At 51.5% G+C, this 20,660-nt stretch carries 16 protein-coding genes and 1 tRNA gene; 4 read left to right on the top strand and 13 right to left on the bottom strand.

Going from position 1 to position 20,660, the window contains the following annotated elements; all coding sequences use genetic code 11:
• Nucleotide 1: 1 nt before the first annotated feature.
• Together cyoB and cyoA are read right to left on the bottom strand one after the other, a co-directional pair.
• Nucleotides 2–1,999, bottom strand: a complete 1,998-nt coding sequence (gene cyoB, locus H8K47_RS13480; protein ID WP_186881935.1) for a cytochrome o ubiquinol oxidase subunit I — start codon at nt 1,997–1,999, stop codon at nt 2–4.
• A gap of 2 nt (nt 2,000–2,001) precedes the next feature.
• The gene (gene cyoA, locus H8K47_RS13485) at nt 2,002–3,018 is read right to left on the bottom strand and encodes a ubiquinol oxidase subunit II (protein ID WP_186881936.1); all 1,017 of its coding nucleotides are present in this window, start codon (nt 3,016–3,018) and stop codon (nt 2,002–2,004) included.
• Between the two features lie 150 nt (nt 3,019–3,168).
• On the opposite strand from cyoA, the gene H8K47_RS13490 reads away from it, so the two are divergent.
• Nucleotides 3,169–4,515: an MFS transporter gene (locus H8K47_RS13490; RefSeq protein ID WP_186881937.1), complete on the top strand. Its 1,347-nt coding sequence runs from the start codon at nt 3,169–3,171 to the stop codon at nt 4,513–4,515.
• Nucleotides 4,516–4,704: 189 nt separating this feature from the next.
• Here the strand turns inward: H8K47_RS13490 and H8K47_RS13495 are convergent, their stop codons facing one another.
• The 5 genes from H8K47_RS13495 to H8K47_RS13515 form a co-directional block, all read right to left on the bottom strand.
• Nucleotides 4,705–5,523 carry a penicillin-binding protein activator LpoB gene (locus H8K47_RS13495; protein ID WP_186881938.1) on the bottom strand — a complete coding sequence of 273 codons (819 nt, stop codon included), beginning with the start codon at nt 5,521–5,523 and terminating at the stop codon, nt 4,705–4,707.
• A 21-nt stretch (nt 5,524–5,544) separates the two neighbouring features.
• Nucleotides 5,545–6,159 carry a penicillin-binding protein activator LpoB gene (gene lpoB / locus H8K47_RS13500; protein WP_186881939.1) on the bottom strand — a complete coding sequence of 205 codons (615 nt, stop codon included), beginning with the start codon at nt 6,157–6,159 and terminating at the stop codon, nt 5,545–5,547.
• Nucleotides 6,160–6,194: 35 nt separating this feature from the next.
• Complete coding sequence (locus tag H8K47_RS13505; protein WP_186881940.1) at nt 6,195–6,596, bottom strand: YcfL family putative periplasmic lipoprotein; 402 nt, start codon at nt 6,594–6,596, stop codon at nt 6,195–6,197.
• A 21-nt stretch (nt 6,597–6,617) separates the two neighbouring features.
• Nucleotides 6,618–8,126, bottom strand: coding sequence for a COG3014 family protein (locus H8K47_RS13510; protein ID WP_186881941.1), 1,509 nt, complete (start codon nt 8,124–8,126; stop codon nt 6,618–6,620).
• Nucleotides 8,127–8,356: 230 nt separating this feature from the next.
• Nucleotides 8,357–9,283: a dienelactone hydrolase family protein gene (locus tag H8K47_RS13515; protein WP_186881942.1), complete on the bottom strand. Its 927-nt coding sequence runs from the start codon at nt 9,281–9,283 to the stop codon at nt 8,357–8,359.
• A gap of 257 nt (nt 9,284–9,540) precedes the next feature.
• Between H8K47_RS13515 and H8K47_RS13520 the strand changes: the two genes are divergently transcribed.
• From H8K47_RS13520 to H8K47_RS13530, 3 genes are all read left to right on the top strand, one after another.
• Nucleotides 9,541–11,889: a Tex family protein gene (locus H8K47_RS13520; protein WP_186881943.1), complete on the top strand. Its 2,349-nt coding sequence runs from the start codon at nt 9,541–9,543 to the stop codon at nt 11,887–11,889.
• Between the two features lie 156 nt (nt 11,890–12,045).
• Nucleotides 12,046–12,357 carry a Grx4 family monothiol glutaredoxin gene (grxD, locus tag H8K47_RS13525; RefSeq protein WP_186881944.1) on the top strand — a complete coding sequence of 104 codons (312 nt, stop codon included), beginning with the start codon at nt 12,046–12,048 and terminating at the stop codon, nt 12,355–12,357.
• A 4-nt stretch (nt 12,358–12,361) separates the two neighbouring features.
• Nucleotides 12,362–12,949 carry a UbiX family flavin prenyltransferase gene (locus H8K47_RS13530; protein WP_186881945.1) on the top strand — a complete coding sequence of 196 codons (588 nt, stop codon included), beginning with the start codon at nt 12,362–12,364 and terminating at the stop codon, nt 12,947–12,949.
• 146 nt (nt 12,950–13,095) lie between these two features.
• On the opposite strand, the gene H8K47_RS13535 is transcribed toward H8K47_RS13530, so the two are convergent.
• The 6 genes from H8K47_RS13535 to H8K47_RS13560 form a co-directional block, all read right to left on the bottom strand.
• Nucleotides 13,096–15,525 carry a two-component system response regulator gene (locus H8K47_RS13535; protein ID WP_186881946.1) on the bottom strand — a complete coding sequence of 810 codons (2,430 nt, stop codon included), beginning with the start codon at nt 15,523–15,525 and terminating at the stop codon, nt 13,096–13,098.
• Nucleotides 15,515–15,904 (bottom strand): ATP-binding protein, encoded by a 390-nt coding sequence (locus tag H8K47_RS13540; RefSeq protein WP_186881947.1) that lies wholly within the window; start codon nt 15,902–15,904, stop codon nt 15,515–15,517. Before H8K47_RS13540 ends, H8K47_RS13535 begins: the two co-directional genes overlap by 11 nt.
• Nucleotides 15,861–17,279, bottom strand: a complete 1,419-nt coding sequence (locus H8K47_RS13545) for a PAS domain-containing protein (protein WP_230410213.1) — start codon at nt 17,277–17,279, stop codon at nt 15,861–15,863. The genes H8K47_RS13540 and H8K47_RS13545 overlap by 44 nt, the downstream gene beginning before the upstream one ends.
• Before the next feature lie 253 nt (nt 17,280–17,532).
• Entirely contained in the window at nt 17,533–19,719 is a 2,187-nt protein-coding gene (locus tag H8K47_RS13550; RefSeq protein ID WP_186881949.1) for a S9 family peptidase, read from the bottom strand.
• Between the two features lie 231 nt (nt 19,720–19,950).
• Nucleotides 19,951–20,026, bottom strand: a tRNA-Thr gene (locus H8K47_RS13555).
• Between the two features lie 61 nt (nt 20,027–20,087).
• Nucleotides 20,088–20,561, bottom strand: coding sequence for a ClpXP protease specificity-enhancing factor (locus H8K47_RS13560; protein WP_186881950.1), 474 nt, complete (start codon nt 20,559–20,561; stop codon nt 20,088–20,090).
• Nucleotides 20,562–20,660 lie beyond the last annotated feature (99 nt).

Raw genomic sequence — 20,660 nt, forward strand, 5'->3', positions numbered from 1 at the left:
CCTAGCTCGCTAACAAACGTGTGCGCTCATCTTCCGTGCGGATCACTTCATCAGCAGGAATGTAATAGTCGCGGTTGTAATTAAATGTGTGAACTATGATTGCGGTCAGCATCACCAGGAAGGCGGCCACAGCAGGAATCCACATTTGCCAGATCAGTGCGAAACCGCATGCGCCGCTGAGTGCAGCGATCACGAAACCGGCACCGGTATTCTTAGGCATATGGATATCCACAAAGCCTTTAGTCGGACGCTGATAGCCATTCTTCTTCATGTCATCCCATGCGTCGTTATCATGTACGCGTGGTGTGAATGGGAAGTTGTAAGCAGGTGGTGGCGAAGAAGTCGACCACTCCAGCGTACGGCCACCCCATGGGTCACCGGATACATCACGGTTTTCATGACGACGCAGGTAACTGACGACCAGCTGTACCAGGAAGGAACCGATACCCAGCGCGATCAGTACCGCACCGAAAGCAGCGATCTGGAACCAGATCTGCAGCGATGGATCATCAAAGTGACTCAGACGACGTGTCACACCCATCAGGCCCAGCACGTACAGTGGCATGAACGCGAAGTAGAAGCCGATACACCAGAACCAGAATGAACATTTACCCCAGAAGCTGTCGAGCTTGTAACCGAAGGCTTTCGGGAACCAGAAGTTGATCGCCGCCATCGCACCAAACACCACACCACCGATAATCACATTATGGAAGTGAGCGATCAGGAACAGACTGTTATGCAAGACAAAGTCAGCAGGTGGAACCGCCAGCAAGACACCGGTCATACCGCCGATAACGAAGGTCACCATAAAGCCAATCGTCCACAGCATAGGTACTTCAAAACGGATACGGCCACGGTACATCGTGAACAACCAGTTGAATATCTTCGCACCAGTTGGGATCGAGATAATCATCGTGGTGATACCGAAGAAGGAGTTAACACTCGCCCCGGAACCCATGGTGAAGAAGTGATGCAGCCATACCAGGTAAGACAGGATAGTAATCACCACCGTTGCGTACACCATCGAGGTGTAACCAAACAGACGCTTGCTGCAGAAAGTAGATACGATTTCAGAGTACACACCAAAGCAAGGCAGGATCAGGATATATACCTCTGGGTGACCCCAGATCCAGATCAGATTCACATACATCATGGCATTGCCGCCCATGTCGTTGGTGAAGAAGTTGGTGCCAAAAGTACGGTCCAGCGACAACATCGCCAGTACAGCGGTCAGTACCGGGAAAGCAGCAACGATCAATACGTTAGTACACAGCGCAGTCCAGGTGAATACCGGCATTTTCATCAGATTCATACCAGGCGCACGCATCTTGATGATAGTCACAATCAGGTTCACGCCTGACAGCAAGGTACCGACACCGGCAATCTGTAAGGACCAGATATAGTAATCCACCCCCACATCCGGGCTACCCAAAATACCAGACAACGGTGGATACGCGAGCCAGCCGGTACGCGCAAATTCACCGACAAACAGCGATACCATCACCAGCACGGCACCGAAGGCCGTCATCCAGAAACTGAAGTTATTCAGGAAAGGGAAAGCGACGTCACGTGCACCAATTTGCAAAGGTACGATGTAGTTCATCAAACCTGTCACCAGCGGCATCGCAACGAAGAAAATCATGATCACGCCATGCGCCGTGAATACCTGATCATAGTGATGCGGCGGCAGGAAGCCGGCTGAATCGCCGAATGCCAGTGCCTGCTGAGCACGCATCATCAGCGCATCCGCAAAGCCACGCAACAGCATGACCAGACCCAGTATCATATACATGATACCGATACGTTTGTGATCAATCGAGGTGATCCACTCACGCCACAGGTAACCCCATAAGCGGAAGTAAGTCAGTGCCCCCAGTACAGCGGCGCCACCGAAGAGGACGCCGATAAATGTCGCAATCAGAATTGGCTCATGGAAGGGAATCGCTTCCCAGCTGAGGCGGCCAAGCACCAGCTTTGTCAAATCAATTTGGTCTAACATCTTTATTTTCCGGTGGTTGTGGTTGGCGTCGTGCAGATTTCAGCAAGCGGACCACGGCCGGCCTGCTGGTTTTGCGCCAGTAAATTGGAGAACTTACCATTCGCTGCACTCTTCACATTCAGATCCGTGCTCATCAACTTGTCGATGCAAACCTGGCCATCAACAACACAGCGATTCAGAATGGCATGATAGAGATCAGCCTCAACGGTCGCGTAGCGGCGAACCGGATCTTTGATACTTGGTTTTTCCAGTTCCAGATATTCAGCACGCTTCAGCGCAGGCTGAGTATTTTTCGCTGCCTGTACCCATTGCGCGAAATCGTCGTTGCTCAGACCACGGAATTTAAAACGCATATCTGAGAAACCTGCACCGCTGTAGTTCGCGGAAAAACCTTCGTAATCACCCGCTTTATTGATCACCGCATTCAGTTCAGTCTGCATGCCAGGCATCGCATAGATCTGACCCGCCAGTGCCGGGATGTAGAAAGAGTTCATTACTGTCGATGCAGTAATTTTGAAATGAATCGGCACATCGACCGGCACTGCCAGTTCGTTGACCGTTGCAATGCCTTGCTCTGGGTAAATAAACAACCATTTCCAGTCCAGTGCAACGACTTCAACCGTGATTGGTTTGACATTAGCAGGAATCGCACGTGTCTCATCCAAACGCGACAACTTTCGATATGGATCAAGAGTATGCGTGGTAATCCATGTCAACATACCCAAAGCAATGATGATTAACAGAGGAGCACCCCAGATCACCAGTTCGAGTTTCGTAGAATGATCCCAATCCGGTTCGTACTGTGCCTCAGTGTTGCTTTGACGATAACGCCAGGCAAAAAAGAAGGTCAGTGCAATCACCGGTACGATGATCAATAACATCAACAATGTCGAAATGACAATGAGCTTACTCTGTTGAGCGGCAATATCTCCGGATGGATTCATCACAATTGTGTTGCATCCAGCCATCATTATTGCGGGCAACAGCAGTATTCCGCGACGAGCTAATTGAGAAAACATACAGGAAAAGTCCAGTCTGAACGTAAATATGTGGTAATGTACTCTCACTGATAAGCATTAGCGATTGGACGTTTTGTCCTACCCTTTCTGCCTGCATGGGAAAAGCTGCCGACTGCGTCCATCGACATAACAACGATGACGGAGACGACTATGCCTAACATCAGCAGCCACAATGGCGCACTGTACGCCAACCACCCTTCTGCCCACGGCAGTACCCCCAAACGTGGTGATCATGCGGATACCTCTGTCGACCCCGGCGAAATCGCGATCGGGGTCATTATAGGTCGCACATCTGAGTATTTCGATTTTTTCGTCTATGCCATTGCTTCGGTACTGGTATTCCCTTCAGTATTTTTTCCCTTCGAAGATCGCCTCGAAGGCACACTGTACGCGTTCACCATTTTTTCCTTTGCCTTTTTAGCACGCCCCATAGGCACCATGATTTTTATGGCTGTGCAGCAACATTTAGGACGTGAAGCAAAGCTGACCATCGCCTTGGTGCTGCTGGGCTTTTCGACTGCTGGCATTGCCTTTCTACCTACCTACGCCAGCATAGGCGTCACGGCCATTGTGATGCTCTCCGTGTTGCGAATAGGTCAAGGCATCGCGCTGGGCGGTACTTGGGATGGCTTGCCTTCCCTGCTGGCATTGAATGCACCGGAAGACAAGCGTGGCTGGTACGCGATGCTGGGACAACTGGGTGCTCCCACCGGCTTCATCCTGGCAGCCAGTATGTTTGCCTTTATGTTATCCAATCTGTCGCCGGACGATTTTCTTGAGTGGGGCTGGCGCTATCCTTTCTATGTTGCGTTTGCCATCAATGTAGTCGCCCTGTTCGCCCGCCTGCGTCTGGTCGCCACGGATGAATACACCCATTTACTGGAAGAACGTGAATTGCAACCGGTAGGCATCATAGAGTTGCTGAGCACTCAGGGTCGCAACGTATTAATAGGTGCGCTCGCCGCGCTGGCCAGCTATGCTTTATTCCATCTGGTGACGGTCTTCCCGCTGTCCTGGATTACCCTGTATTCCGGCCGCAGCCTTAGTGACTTCCTTTACTTGCAAGTCGCCGGCGCCTTCCTGATGGCGATATCGGTGGTGGTTTCAGGCCTCATTGCCGATAAAATTGGCCGTCGTAATACCTTAGGGACACTCGCCATTCTGATCGCTGCACTCAGTGCCTTTATACCCACACTGATGAAGGCGGGCGAAAGTGGCGAAAACATTTTCCTGTTATTTGGCTTTATCCTGCTCGGCTTGTCGTATGGTCAGGCGGCTGGCGCAGTAACCGCTAACTTCCCTGCGAAGTACCGGTATACAGGTGCGGCGCTGACTTCGGATCTGTCCTGGTTGGTCGGCGCTGGTTTTGCACCGCTGATTGCGTTGGGATTGTCGGCTAACTTCGGGCTTGCCTACGTCAGCCTCTACCTGCTGTCAGGCGCAGCCTGCTCACTCGCCGCACTGCATCTGAACCGGGCTTTGGAGATTAAGAACTGACGCGGCTGTACCTTCGTTCACATTGATGTGGCTCCCCCTAATCAAATTAGTCCGAGCCACGTCGTATTGCGATTAATTTCCTCCAGGGATAAGACATAAAAAAACAGCCAGCATTTTTTGCTGGCTGTTTTTTTGACTCACTGACACCAGCGTACTGCACTGATGCCTCTGATACCAATATGCTGGCACTTATCGATACACAGTCACCGGTTCCGGCGCCGGTGTCACGACAGGCTGGGCAGCATTGCCTGTGTTAGCCGGGCGATTGGCGCCGCGTGGCAGGCCAAACTGCACCATCAGTTCACCATAGGCCGCTTCTGCCAGACTGCGCGAAGTTTCCTGCATGACTTTACCACGGTTGAATACGACACGATCACCGGCACGGCTGATGATCTTGGTATCCACACCGGAGCCACTGGCACTGAATGCTGCTTTTACTTCATAGGTCTTGGTGTTGATAAGACTAAAATCAGCCACCAGATCCAGCGACAAACTGGCTGTCATGGAATTTCCGTATTGCAGTTGATTGCTCTCCTGACGGAACTGGATATTACTGACGGTACCAAACAACACATAATCCGCGCCTGGATACATCCCTTGTTTGATACGACCAATGATGTCGAAAATTTTCTCCATTGGCTTACCGACATAAGGGCGGGCCTGAATCAGATGTACGCCACCACCTTTGAGTAAGGCACCTTTCAAATCAGCCGTGTAAGTTTTCAATTCACCACGATCGATATAGGTGTAATAGCCTTCAGCTTCAAAATAATTACTTTCGCTCTTAGCGTCTACGTGACCTCGCTGTGAATAGCTGCGGTCTGTTTCACGCTCGCTGTAACTGCCTTTGACACTACTTTTGCTGGAGGCGGACACTACACGAAAATATTCGCTGACTTTTTCTTCATAGGTCAGATCAGTCACCGCTATCTTAGGCTCAGCGGCATAGGCGCTGATGCTGGCCAGGCCACAGGCCAGCGCAGCGATCATTTGTTTCACATTCAACATCGTGCTTCCTTTACCGGAAAATTATTTTTTGGATGTCTTGCGGATTTCTTTTTCGTCCTGCCACTCGATCGAACCTTCTTCGATGTCGTACAGTTTCAGAGTCATTTTGTAGAACACGTCTTTGGTGGTTGCGTTCTGCTTGACGATGGAAACGATTTCACCTTCCAGTGAATATTTCGCTGCAGTCATATTACCGATTTTCGCCTTGCCCTGTGCTTTGTACAGGCCGCTTTGATTCTGGCGCTGCAACTCATCCACACCTTGCTGCATTTCGTCAGCGCTGCGGGTGAATTTCACTTTTCTACTTTTCACCAGTGCAGTCTGAATACTGTTCATGATCGACTTGGTATCGATGTATTCGCTGGTCTTGTTACGCACACCGGCCAATGTCAACGTAGGACGATTGGCGAGTACCGGATCTTCGAGCAAAGAACCCACCATTTTTTCTGCAATCATTTGCAGATCCGTAGAACCAAATTCATTCGTGACGGTTTCTACTGCCTTGTTATCGCCATAGCTGACCTGACGCGCCAGGCTGACAGTGGGTTGCGACAACTTGGTCTGACATGCAGTCAGCGATACGCCAGCCAGCGCCAGCAGACAAATCATTTTGGACAATTTTGCGAATTGTTTCATGAGTAAATTCCTTAAATTAATGACTGGTGCGGTGCTCAGCGTGGCTCAGCACTCATTTCGATTTTGAAGTCACTTGCCTGCGGACCGTAGGCTGTGCCTTTGATCAGTTGGCTCTGACGGCCGAGTATGGTCAGCGGCTTCCAGACCTCACCATCACCGACTTGCATACCCGCCGCATCGGTCCAGCGGAAGCGGTAGTACACACGCACATCTTTGTCGGTCAGATTCAGCATTTCAGCCTGTACCACCATCACATCATTGCGACGCTGTGAGCGCAAATCCACGACCTGTACGCCTTCCAGCGTGCCACGCACCATCAGCTTGGCGGCGATGCCTGCCGATGAGGCATTCGGGATATCGTTAGCTGCGTGGGCCGGAGCCATCCAGCACGCAGCGAGTAAGGCGCTGATTGCGATTACGCGGGCATTTTTCAACATGTCTTATCCTTTGCGAGACAATTAATTGGTTTTTACTGCAGTCGCACCTGTGTTCGTGGCGCCCTGTGCAGGTTTAGTTTTAACGGCGTTTTTCTTTGCTGCCGGCTTCGCATCATGTGCGGTGGTGGCAGGCTTATCCTCGACCTGAGCCACTGGCGTTACTGTACCAAATTTGGCCAGATCACCCAGATAGGTTTTGTTTTGATACAAACGGACCGGCACCACCATGTAGCGGCCATCCACTGAAATTTTACTGGTTTCGCCAGGACGGCCGGTGAAGTTCACGTCGTAATCACCCGGCGGCAGGAAGGCACGTGCCACGAATACGCGCTCTGGCAGACTGCGCCACATGCGGTCATCGGCATTGCTCTCCGTCGCGGCAACTGCGATATTGGCGGCCAAACCGGCTAAGGCACCAAAATTTTTATTGATCTGATCCTGCGCCACACCTTTCACCGCCGCGCGGATTGCAGCACGGGTATAAATGCCTGGCAGTTCATCTTTCAAGGCACGGCGTGCCATCACGTTAAAATCAGTAATCAAGGCTGTCGGCAGACTCTGATTTCCAACCTGAATGGTATTGATCTGCGGTGCATCTTTATCCGGATAAATCACTGGGAAAGCCAGCGACATGGTGATCAGTCCACGTCCGGTAGGAATTGGCAAGGTCAGTTTTTTCGATTGACGCGCTGGCGAATTACCCGCTTCAACTACGAACAACACATCAGTCACACCTTTCTTGCGCCGGAAACTGGTACGCTGATCTAATCCCTTCAAGCCCTCTTCCAGCACCGGCAATTCCGGACGCAATTCAATCGCTTTACGATAGCCGGGTGCAGCCAGACCAGGCTCATTGAGTGCTTCGTAAACAAAGCCGGAAAGATAATGGCTGAGCGCATTCTGATAACCGTTTTTCAGCTTCAAAACTTCTGGATCATTCAGGGTTTCGACCGGATAGCCATTCAATTCTTTATTGCCGGTACTGACGCCTTTGGACTTGGCTTCTTCTTCCGCCGCCACAGTTTCTTTGGAGCGGAATTCTGCAATCACCGCTTCACGTTCATGCGTGCGCTTAATGTCTACCCGCGCTGTATCCAGGTCACCCAGATTAATACGGTTCATCGCCATACGGATAGTCAGCATCACTTTTTCGTAATCCTGGCCTTCATAGTCACGGCTGGCATCGCCCATCAGCGTCGCGCCTATCTGCGCCATCAGTTTTTGCGGATTACTCTTAGCATTCTCTTCCCACTCTTTGACCTTGGTGTCCGCCACATTCAGGGCATTCAGACTGTCCTGATAGCGCTTGCCAATGCGCATTAACTCGCCTTTTTCCAGATTCAGCAGCAGGTCATTTTCATTCTTGCCCTGAGTCTGCGCTTCAACCTGCTGTATCGCCTCTTCAATCTGACCGGTTTTTGCCACCGCCAGAGAAGCGGCCACCTTGCTTTCGTGGGTAGGAGTGGTCACGCAACCCGTGAGTACGAGTGCCGCTACCAGCGGAGTCACTGCAAAATTAGAAATGCGCATAGTTCTGGAAGGAAAGGAAAATAAAGGGGAAACCATTAAGAGAGGTAAAAATTGTCGAAATATAACAATTTCACATGAGCATAGGATTATATGTAAAACAAGTATTTTTACATTATCAAAATAACAAATAACTACTTATAATTGTAATTATTTGTAAAAAACCTAACTTAACTCAAGCCTCTGTTGAATCCCTTTGCCGCATTGTCTCAGCACAGTCATCGAAGTGATATTTACTCCAGACAAGGATCAAGTGCGGAATAAGATGCCAGCCAACGATCCAGCTGCCACATAAAATCTGGCAAGTAAGTATGATCCGGGCTGAGTAAGCCATGATCTGCACCGGGAAAGACACAGATTCGCCATTGTCCAGACGCTGGCTTAACCATTTGTTGCAATTTACTCTTGGCATCTTTAGGAATCAGCGCATCTGCGTCGCCATATGCCCACAAGACCGGCCCCTTCCATGCCCGCAAATTACTCTGATGCTCCACGGCACGAATTTCTGACCAATAGCGCCAGCTGCGGCCATGAATAAGGCTGCGATCCGGATCGGCTGGCGCCAACCTCAGCGCGGCCTGCAACTGCTTCCACCCTGAATGCATATGGCCGTAAGCCCGGGCCAGCGTCTGATACGTTCCCATCGCGCCATCCCCACTATGCGCCAGCAACACCAGATGGGTAGTGACGGGCAATGCCAGCGCCAACACCGGGGCCAGCTCCGCACCTTCAGAAATACCCATCATGACCACACGTATCGTTTTGTCGGTCGGGACTTGTGCGAGCTGAAAACGGATGAACTCCAGCTGATCTGCCTGCCAGCGGCTAAAATGATCGTCCTGCACAAAGGCGGCGCTGCAATTGCTGCCATCATCCTGCGCAGCGACATGGCGTTTCTGTAACAACCAGATACGACTAACACCTGATTCGCCTTCCAGACCGCGAAAGTAGCCGGGCAAATAGCGTCCCATACTCGCGCAGCCAGAACCACCGACGACGAAGATCCAGTTTTCGTGGCTGCTATCCGCGGCCTGCACCAGGCCGCTCTGCGCGTGATTCTCCTTGTCCAGATAAAAATAATTTGCATAAGCGCCGTCTGCAAACCGGAATGATAAGCTCTGTGCCGCGCTTGAACTCTGTGCCAGCACTGGCTGCAGCATCAGGCAAAAACATGCCAGAGCAGCTTGCAAGCAACGTGCGAGGCAAATGAAAAGCTGAGGAGGCAAAGCGGATTTCTCCTGTTTGTTTTTACAAGTGTTTCCAATTCAGGTAAGGCTGGCGCTGCAGACACAGCATCGCTGATGGCCAGCGCAGCGAGTTCTACCCCCTGCCAGTCTGGCTGTCAAGACTGGCGCAAAGCCGCAAATTGCGTATCATCAGCGCCTTCATTGCTTTTTTATGTCTGGATGCTGGATTTATGTTGCCTTCAATTGAACAAAGACTCGCCGTAGAACTCGTTGCCAAACCGGTACAGGTAGCAGCCGCTGTCGCCCTGCTGGATGAAGGTGCGACCGTGCCGTTCATTGCCCGTTATCGTAAAGAAGTTACCGGCGGCCTCGACGATACCCAGTTACGTTTACTGGAAGAGCGGCTGCGCTATCTGCGTGAACTGGAAGACCGCCGTGCAGCCATCATCGCCTCGATTGAGGAACAGGGCAAAATGACGCCCGACCTGCTCGCAGCAGTCAGCCTGGCAGAAGATAAAACCCGGCTGGAAGACCTGTACCTGCCTTATAAACCTAAACGTCGCACCAAGGCCCAGATCGCAGTAGAGGCTGGCCTGCAGCCTTTAGCCGATGCCTTGCTCGCCAATCCCGCTCTGCATCCCGAAACAGAGGCAGCCGCTTATCTCAAGCCCGCCTTCACCACCGCTAATGGCGACAATCCCGGTGTGGCCGATGTCAAAGCTGCGCTGGATGGTGCGCGCCAGATCCTGATGGAACGTTTTGCCGAGGATGCGACCCTGCTGCAAACCCTGCGTGAATACCTGAATGAGCACGGCATCGTGGAATCTAAAGTGGTGGAAGGTAAGCAGGATGCGGGCGAAAAGTTCGCTGATTATTTCGACTATTCAGAAACGCTGAGCACCATTCCTTCACACCGTGCATTGGCCTTGTTCCGTGGTCGCCGTGAAGAAATGCTGACAGTCACACTGCGTCTTGACAGCGAAGAAGAAAAACCGAAATGGGATGCCCCGCTGAACCCTTGCGAAGGCCGTATCGCTGCACGCTTTGGCATCAGCCAGAAAGACCGCCCGGCGGATAAATGGCTGGCCGATACCGTACGCTGGGCCTGGCGCGTGAAGGTGTTCATGCACCTGGAAACCGAACTGATGGGCAAGCTGCGTGAACAAGCAGAAATCGAGGCAATCCATGTTTTTGCCCGCAATCTGAAAGACTTATTACTGGCAGCGCCAGCCGGACCGCGCGCCACCATGGGCCTGGATCCAGGCTTGCGTACCGGCGTTAAAGTCGCGATCGTCGATGCGACTGGCAAGGTGATGGAACATGCCACGATTTACCCACATCAGCCACGCAATGACTGGGATGGTTCTCTGCATACGCTGGCAAAACTGGCAGAAAAATATCAGGTATCGCTGATCTCTATCGGTAACGGCACGGCCTCACGCGAAACCGACAAACTGGCGCAGGATCTGATCAAGCTCAAGCCTGAACTGAAGCTGACTAAAATTGTGGTATCTGAAGCGGGTGCGTCGGTTTACTCCGCCTCGGAATTCGCGTCTAAAGAATTGCCCGATCTGGATGTCTCCATCCGTGGTGCAGTATCGATTGCACGCCGCCTGCAAGACCCACTGGCGGAGCTGGTGAAGATCGATCCGAAATCCATCGGTGTCGGTCAATATCAGCATGACGTCAGCCAGACCCAGCTGGCACGCTCGCTCGATGCAGTGGTGGAAGACTGTGTGAATGCGGTCGGTGTCGACGTGAATACCGCCTCTGCGCCTTTATTGGCGCGGGTTTCGGGCTTGTCTGCCAGCGTCGCTCAAAGCATCGTGAATTACCGCGATGCCAAAGGCATGTTCAGCACGCGTGCCGATTTGCGCGCCGTACCACGACTGGGTGACAAAACCTTTGAACAGGCTGCTGGTTTCTTGCGCGTGATGAATGGCAGCAATCCGCTCGACGCCTCCGCCGTCCATCCGGAATCTTATCCGCTGGTAGAAAAAATTCTGGCCGATATACAAAAAGATGTGAAGGCCGTCATCGGCGACAGCGGTTTGTTGAAGACCCTGAGTCCTGCGCGCTACGCCGACGAAAAATTTGGGGTACCGACTGTCACCGATATTCTGAAAGAGCTGGAAAAACCAGGCCGTGATCCGCGCCCTGAATTCACCACTGCGACCTTCAAGGATGGCGTGGAAGACATCAAGGATTTACGTCCTGACATGATACTGGAAGGCGTAGTCACGAATGTGGCAGCCTTCGGCGCCTTCGTCGACATTGGCGTGCATCAGGATGGACTGGTGCATATTTCTGCACTGTCGTCGACCTTCGTCAAAGATCCGCACACGGTGGTCAAGGCAGGTCAGGTGGTGAAAGTGAAAGTGCTGGAAGTGGATGTCAAACGTCAGCGTATCGCCCTCACCATGCGCCTGTCTGACAGCGCACCGCAAGCCGGCAGCAAACCGGAACAACGTGGTGACCGGCAAGATGCGAAGCGTTTGAATCAGCATCAGTCACGCAATCAGGCGGCCGCACCGGCCAACAATGCGATGGCAGCAGCGTTTGCTAAATTACGCGGCTGATCTGGCCAACTTAGTCAGATATAAAGCGGCTGATTGCCACGCAGTCGGTCGCTTTTTTATTCTGCCCGTGTTTGCCATACAGACAAGGCATTGTGACGATACGGCTAAACGCAAAATCTGGGATAATGGCAACATTCGTTTTTAAAGGAAACTGCCATGAGCGACGTACAAAGCTGGATCAAAGAAACCGTAACCCAAAACCCTGTCGTGCTGTTTATGAAAGGAACCGCCCAGTTCCCACAATGCGGCTTTTCTGGCCGTGCTGTTCAGTTGCTGAAAGCCTGCGGCGTACAAAACCTGGTGACCGTCAATGTGCTGGAAGATGCGGCCGTGCGCCAAGGTATCAAAGACTTTTCTAACTGGCCAACTATTCCTCAGTTATACATCAAGGGTGAATTCATTGGTGGCTCTGACATCATGAATGAAATGTTTGAAAACGGCGAACTGCAATCCCTGCTGAAAGACTGATTCCATGCCGGCCGCCATTCCCCGCAAACGTCTGATTGTCGCCATCACTGGCGCAACCGGAGCGGTATATGGCGTCCGTCTGCTGGAAATTTTGCGTACACTGCCTGAAGTTGAAACCCATGTCATGGTGTCCGAGGCAGGTGTGCTCAATATACATCAGGAACTAGACCTCAAACGCAAAGATGTCGAAGCACTGGCTGACGTGGTACACAATGTGCGCGATGTCGGCGCCAGCATAGCCAGCGGCTCCTTCCTGTCCGATGGCATGATCATCGCACCGTGCTCGATGAAGACACTGGCTGCGGTCGCTCACGGCTTATCGGATAACCTGATCACGCGCGCAGCCGACGTGGTACTCAAAGAACGCCGCCGTCTGGTGTTGATGGTGAGGGAAACGCCATTTAATCTCGCACATTTGCGCAATATGACCGCAGTCACAGAAATGGGCGGCGTTATTTTTCCGCCGCTACCCGGCTTTTACCAGCGCCCACAAAGCATAGAAGAAATGGTCGACCACACGATAGGCCGGGTGCTTGATATGTTTGCTGTCGACCACCAGCTCACACCGCGCTGGGTGGGGTTGAAAACCTGATTCTACTCAGCTGAATTGCTGCAGGTCACGGACCTACGCAGCAGCGAACAATCTCATTGAATCTGCCAGAAGTCACCCGCAAGTCACGCGACATCAGGGTATACACCTGTCGAATATCTGCTTCATTCCAGTGCTACATTTAGCAGTTAGCATTTGTCATCACAGCGCTGTACGCTGGTGAATGCGCCCTGCAAAGCCCTTGCCGCAGGTAATGGATAACCGTAGTAAAAACCCTGAACTGTCGGGCAGCCGAGTTGCTGCAGGGCCTCAGCCTGCTGACGGGTTTCCACGCCTTCCGCAGTGACTTGCAACTCCAGGCTGCTGGCCATCTTCAGCATCACGCTGACCAGGCCAAGATCCCGTTTATTATCAGGTAAAGCGAGGATAAACGAGCGGTCGATTTTGATGCGGGAAACCGGTAAATGTTTAAGTAAAGCCAGCGAAGAGTAACCGGTACCGAAATCATCAATAGCAACACGTACTCCGAGTCCACGCAAAGCACTGACGATGCCACGGCTACGCTGAAAATCCTGCAAAGTAGATTCTGTAATTTCGATTTCCAACTGATGCGCAGGCACTTGCCAACGGCGTAATGCGGCCTCGACCAATGTCAGGAAATCGTCCTGCAGAAATTGTTTTGGTGAGACATTCACGGCCATCACCAGTGTAGTTCCGGTTGTTTCACTCCACTGACTCAGCTGCTGCAGAGCGCTATCTAAGACCCAGCTGCCTATGCTTTGTATCAATCCACATTCTTCCGCAATACGAATGAACTGATCTGGCAGCAGCAATCCGGATACCGGGTGATTCCAACGGATCAAGGCTTCAAATCCAACCAAACTTCCTTCTGCCAAATCGAAGACCGGCTGGTAGTACAGTTCCAGCTCTTGTCGTTCCAATGCGTGATGCAAGCATTGCTCCAGATTCAGACGGGTTCGTACCGTGTCGGTCATATCGCTGGTGTAAACGCAAATTCTGCCCTTACCCTGGCGCTTGGCTTCATACATCGCGCTGTCGGCGGCACTCAGGATTTCACTTAAACCATCACCATCCTGAGGAAAGGTGGCAATACCAATACTGGCGCCGATACGGAACTGATGTTCATCGATACGCACTGGCAAAGACAAAGCTTGCAAAATTTTGTCAGCAACCAGCCTGCCGTCACTTTGCTGCGTCAGATTCGGCACAATCACGACAAACTCATCTCCACCCAGCCGTATCGCTTCATCATATCGTCGTATCTGGCCCGAGATACGACGCGCAGCTTCCTGTAGCAAACGGTCACCAATATGGTGTCCCATAGAGTCATTAATCGCTTTAAAGCCATCGAGGTCGATAAAGATAATGGCCACATTGCCACCGTTAACCTGGCTAAGCGACATTTCCTGCGCCAGCCTCTGATCCAGCAGGTAGCGATTTCCCATCCCCGTCAGCGGATCATGAAAAGCCAGATGTTCCAATTGTTGCTCTGCTTCACGGATAAAACTGATATCAGAAACGGAGACGACAATCTGCTGCGTCTGCCCATCCCTATTGCGCACCACACAGACGTGCTGCAAGATAGAGATCAGACTGCCATCCTGACGTTTGCAGCGTGCTTCCCCCGTCCAATATCCAGGCTCACTGGCGGCAATTGTTAGATAGGAAGGGTCGCTTTCTCGTCTAAGCAGTAAAAAATCTTCTGGATTTTCACCCATAATTTCCTGCTCTGAAAAGTGGCTCATCTGGTAGAAAGCAGGGTTCGCATTGACGATCCTGCATTCTGCGTCCAATATCAGCATGCCCTCAACCGCCGCACTGAAAACAACGCTGGCCTGGCGCAACTGATCTTCCATTCGTTTACGCAAGCTGATATCGCGTACTGCACCAATCAACACCTGCTCACCGTTCAGGTTATCAATCAGTTTCCCATATATTTCTATCCAACCTGGCTCTTGCCCGCTACGCGGTATGCAAAAGCTGTCGCTGAAAAACTCTGTTTGCTGAAACCAGTGACTAAGCCTGTTCCGGTCTTGCTCAGTCACCAAATGCAGCAAGTCAGCCAGGCTACATTGGAAGGGCCGCAAGCCACCGCCAAGTATCCGGAAAAAACGCTCATCGCCTTCCAGCTTGTCATGCTGATGTGACCATTGCCAGCTCCCTAACTGAGCCGCATCCAAGGCCATCGTCAGGCGCTGCTCCGACGCGGCCAGCATACCTTCGGTGTTGTGACGCGAACGTGCGACCTGTATAACCGCCATTAATTCCTTAGATTCAAAAGGCTTCATCACATAGCCAAATGGTTTTACATTCGCAGCGCGACTAACCGTCAGATCATCCGCATAGGCGGTCAGGAAAATCACCGGCAACTTCCAACGCTGGGAAATGATCTCGCAGGCATCGATCCCGTCAGTATCACCGTCGATATGTATATCCATCAAAATCAGACTGGGCTGGTCTTGTTGCACCACCTTGATCGCCTCTGTAAAGCTGGTCGCAATAGGCAGTACCTGATGCCCCATTTCCATCAGACTTTGTTGCAAGTCTAAAGCGACTACCGGTTCATCTTCGACAATCAGGATACGTTCAGCCTGCATAGTTGTGCTCCAGCCCGTTGATCGGGATACGGATTGAGATAGTAGTGCCAAGTGAATTGCTTTCGGTTAACAGCTCGGCGTGCAATTGATGAACAAACATAGGAATCAGCTGACTACCGAGTCCGTAGCTGGACTTCCATTGAAATCCCGGCGGCAAACCACAACCATTGTCACTGACGACTATGCAGATACAGCGATGTTCCAGTGCTATTCGGATCGCGATCAGTCCCTCCTCAGCCTGAGGAAACGCATGTTTGATCGCATTGAGCAATAACTCATTAAGTGCCAGGCCACAAGGTATCATTCTCTGCATATCGAGACAGACGCCTTGTGAATCATCCTCCAGCCTGAGCTGTATTCCTTTTTTTTTCAATGCCATACATCGAGCCCGATAAGTTAATCAGGCCCTTCAGAAAATCAGACAAACCAACTTCAGACATATCGCTGGACTCGTACAATAACTGGTGTATCAAGGCCATAGACTTAATCCGGCTCTGACTCTCGCCGAGTGCCGAGGCAACTTCAGGACTGGCTTTACGTGCCTGCAAATTAAGCAGGCTGGAGACTATCTGCAAATTGTTTTTGACGCGGTGATGCACCTCATGCAGCAACACCGTTTTTTCTTCCAGCGCCTGCTCCAACATCTGCATTTGTTGCTTTTGCGGCGAAATATCCCTGGCCAGCTTGCAGGCACCAATCACTTTTCCTGCCCGGTCTCTGAGTGGTGAAATCGTGATGGAGACATAAACCGTTTTCCCATTGCGATGAATTCGCTCGGTTTCAAATGAGGCGACCCGCTCACCGCTCGCTATCCGTTTCAATAATTCCTGTTCTTCGCGAACTTTAGAAGAAGGGAATAATTTTGTAATTGATTGCCCCAGCATTTCTGAGCAGGAATAACCAAGCAGACGCTCGGCAGCCGGGTTCCAGCTGGTCACCAATCCATCCAGCGACTTAGTGATAATCGCATCATCTGACGACTCGATCACGGAGCGCAATCTCTCCTCAGACTGATGCAGTGCAGCTTCACTTTGATGCCGCTTCATAATATCGATACCGGAGGGTATCAAATGTGTGATTTCGCCAGCCTGATTCCTGAGTGGAGCCAGCATAAAATCTATCCACATCAGCTCTCCGTTGAGCATACGTACCGGAACATCAAAGCGAGAAATCCCCCCTTGCTGGCATATCGCTATTGCTTCCTTCAGTTGCTGCTGTATGTCTGAGCAGTAAGACCACCAGTAACAATCCCAAAATTTTTTACCGATCACATCGGCTAAACTGATCCCTGCCGCTTCCAGTGGGGCTCGGTTGGCATTGATCAGTGTGCCATCCAAATCAAGTACCCCAACAAAAGCAAACAGGTTATCCAGCACCCGCAACAGCCGCTGCTGACTCTCGGTATGCAACTGATGCTGGAAGTCGTCCACTGCCGCATCACGGATAATCGCAACCACGTGACTGACGCTCTGCCCGGCCATCACCGGGTAATACGATGCTAGGCGATAAAGGTGACGGCCATTGGCAAGTGGCGTGGAGCCCCGAATTTCCTGATTGACCAGAGGGCGCCCGGTATCAATCACAAACTGCAATTTTGGCTCGATCACATCTGCAGCCTGCGGTAAAAATTCACGCAAATGCCTGCCCAGTTGCTGCTCAAGCTTTAAATGATTCAGCTCAGCGTGCCTTGAATTAATATATTGCAAATATAAATTTCTATCCAGAATGGTGACTCCGATGGGAAGCACCTCCATTAAGACAGGAAATATCTGCTGAATATCTTGCTCGGTCAGGCTATGCAAAGCGCCCCTCCCAGAAGTATGGATTGTCGCCAATCCAATATATTCCAGGATTGCAGAAGTTCAATTATTTTGTTCACTTGCAAGCAAGTTTTTTACCGGAAAGCTCAGCCTGGCTGCAGACAAACATGTCAGAAAATAAAAAAGGGATGCCGTAGCATCCCTTTCTCTTGCATCAATTTCCAGACTCGTTGAAATTGCCTCTGACTTACAAATTATTCTTCAAAAATTCCCATTTCGCTTTCTGCAAGGACCAGACCGTCCAATCGCCGCGTGGGCCATGGCCCTGGCCTGGGTAGAGTTGCAGGCTGTAGTCTTTGCCGTTCTGTATCAGCGCATCAATCAGCATGATGGCGTTTTGTGGATGAACATTGTCATCCATGGTGCCATGCATGATCAGGATTTTACCGTGCAGATCCTTGGCGGCTTTGAGCACACTGCCCTTGTCATAGCCTTCTTTATTCTCTGATGGCAGGCCCATGTAGCGTTCGGTATAAACGCTGTCGTACAGATGCCAGTCGGTCACAGGTGCACCGACAAACCCCAGCTTCCATGCCTTGCTATGCGTCATGGCATACGAGGTCATATAACCGCCATAACTCCAGCCATTCAGCGCAACGCGTTCCATATCTGCCCATCCTTGCTGACGCAGCCATTCCAGACCATCAAGCTGATCCTGTAATTCAAGCTGCCCCAGTTTTTTATGGATAGGCCAGGCGCTCGCCAGACCTTTATTACTGGCGCTGCGGTTATCCAGCACCCACACAATATAACCTTGCTGAGCAAGGAAATGATGGTAGAGATCATTGCTCCAGCGGTCATTCACCTGTGGCGCCATTGGGCCTGCATACAAGTGCTGATACACAGGGTATTTTTTCTGAGGATCGAAATCCGGTGGCAGATACAGCAGGCTTTCTAATAAAAAGCCGTCGCGCGCCTTGATCTGTTGCTGACTGACTTTAGCCAGCCGCACACCTTTCATGGCCTCAGGCATACCGACATCATCGATCGCGCGCAATGTTTTGCCGCTGTCACTCAGCAAGGCCTGTTTCGGAGTTTGCTTCAGACTGCTCCAGCTATCAAGGAACATGCTGTAAGTCTTGTTCCAGCGTACCTGATGGGTACCGCTGTCCTGCGTCAGCCGCTGCTGAGCTTTACCATCCAGCCCTATGCTATACACATCATTACCGATAGGATTACGTTCATTGGCAGAAAACAGCACACGTCCATTCGCTTCGTCCACGCCATACACCGTGCGCACATCCCAGTCGCCCTTGGTAACTGCATGCTCCAAACGGAATTGCTGGTCGTAGCGATACACATGGCGATGCCCGGTGCGATCTGACTCCCAGACGAAGCCACCATCTTTCAGAAAAGTCGGGAAAGGCAGACGCTCGGTCCAGGCCGGGCTGCTTTCATGCACCACCACCTGACTCGCGCTGCGCTTGGCGTCATACAAACGCAGATCCAGCCAGGTTTGTACCCGATCCTGCCAGGAGGCCAGCAAGCGACCATCCGGCGTCCAGCCTACCTGCACAATCAGAGTCTCCTTGCCGGGGTAAGGATTTTCTGTCCAGGCGATTTTACCTTCTTGATCGATCACGCCTAAACGCACAGTAGGATTCGGATCACCTGCTTTGGGATAACGGGTGCGATCGGTTTTGACAGGCTGCGCGTGATCACCACTCAGGGTGTAGACGGGCACCTTACTCTCATCGAAATTTAGGAAAGCCAGACGCTTGGAATCCGGCGACCACCAGAACGCACGCAATTTGCCCCGGCCATAAATCTCTTCCATATAGACCCAATCCAGCCGTCCATTAAAATTGGTTTCACTGCCATCATGCGTAAGCCGGGTTTCTTTCGCCGTCGCGATATCGGTGACATACATGTCATTGCCCTTGAGGTAGGCAACGGACCGATTATCCGGCGATAAAATCGCTTCGTCTTCAACCTGGTCCGGGGTATGCGTCAACTCGCGCGCCTGGGCTTTTTGGGTGTCCAACAACCATAGATCGTTTTTATAGGTGAACAGATAGGCCGTCTGACCGGGTGTGATCTGTGCACCGAGCTTTTCAGCCAGCGCCACTTGCTGATTTTCTTCTATGCCAGCCTGGCGCAAGATCTGCACGATATTGCCATCGACCGCAAGTGCCTGTTTTTCCCAGGTGTGCGGATTCACCACGAACAGCTGCAGCGCACCGTCTTTAATCTGGGTCTCGATCAGCCGGTTTTGCGCATCCCAAGACAGACGCGTCAGCGGACGGGTTTCAAACTTCACTTTCTGCGTCGGGTGATACAACATCTCCAGACTGAGTTTTCCATCCTGCGCGGCGACATTCGTCGCAGCAGTCCAAGCAAAAGGCAGACAAGCCCAAGCCCATATTGTTTTCAATTGACACCTCGGTTGAGTGAAAGACTAAGCTGCAGTTGCCCGCAGAGAATGGCGGATATGACCAGCGCAGCGCATAATCGTTCCCTAAACCGAACGACAAGCCATTTTCTGCCATCACTAGCGGTGTCGTCGCGGCAGCGCAGAAGGCGCAACGCAGCTTGTATGCGAAATAATATAAACAGCAGGGGTAAAATAAAAAACCCACCGTTATTGCTAACGATGGGTTTTTATTGGTGCCGGCTGCCGGAATCGAACTGGCTACCTGATGATTACAAGTCAACTGCTCTACCAAGTGAGCTAAGCCGGCGAAAATCGTTTCGACCATTGCTACATTTTACTGCAGCAGTTCCGAAGACACGTATTATAGGCTACTTTATGATTTTTAGCGAGGGTTTTCCCGGTTTTTTTTGTTCTTTTTCTGTTTCTGCAGCAGATTCGGTGTTCTCGCCGGTATTGACTGATGCCAATCCAAGTCCTGAACGCGGCCGTTGTTCCTGCTCATCCGGCTCATTGGCTTCTGGCGCGTCGTCGAGTGATACTTCGAATGCCATGCCCTGACCGTTTTCGCTGGCATAGACCGCAATGACATTGCCGACCGGTACGTGAATCTCACGCGATACCCCACCGAAGCGGGCTTTGAAACTCACTGCGTCATTGTCCATTTTCAAGCTACTGGTTGCGCCGAAGCTGATGTTCAGCACGATTTCGCCATTGCGTACAAACTCCATAGGCACTTGTACGCCAGCTGCGACTTTGACCGCCATATACGGTGTATAGCCATTATCGGTGCACCATTCGTAAATTGCCCGCATGAAATACGGCTTGGTTGAAGTTTCCTGCATCTGTAGTACCTGCTTAATTTGATATAAATAAGACTTACGCAAAACCGCCCCAGCTGCGTTATGGCTCCTTGTCGTACTATGCGTACTGCCTGCGTCGCC

It is taken from the genome of Cognatundibacterium rugosum (genome assembly GCF_014284365.1).
GTDB lineage: Bacteria > Pseudomonadota > Gammaproteobacteria > Burkholderiales > Burkholderiaceae_D > Undibacterium > Undibacterium rugosum.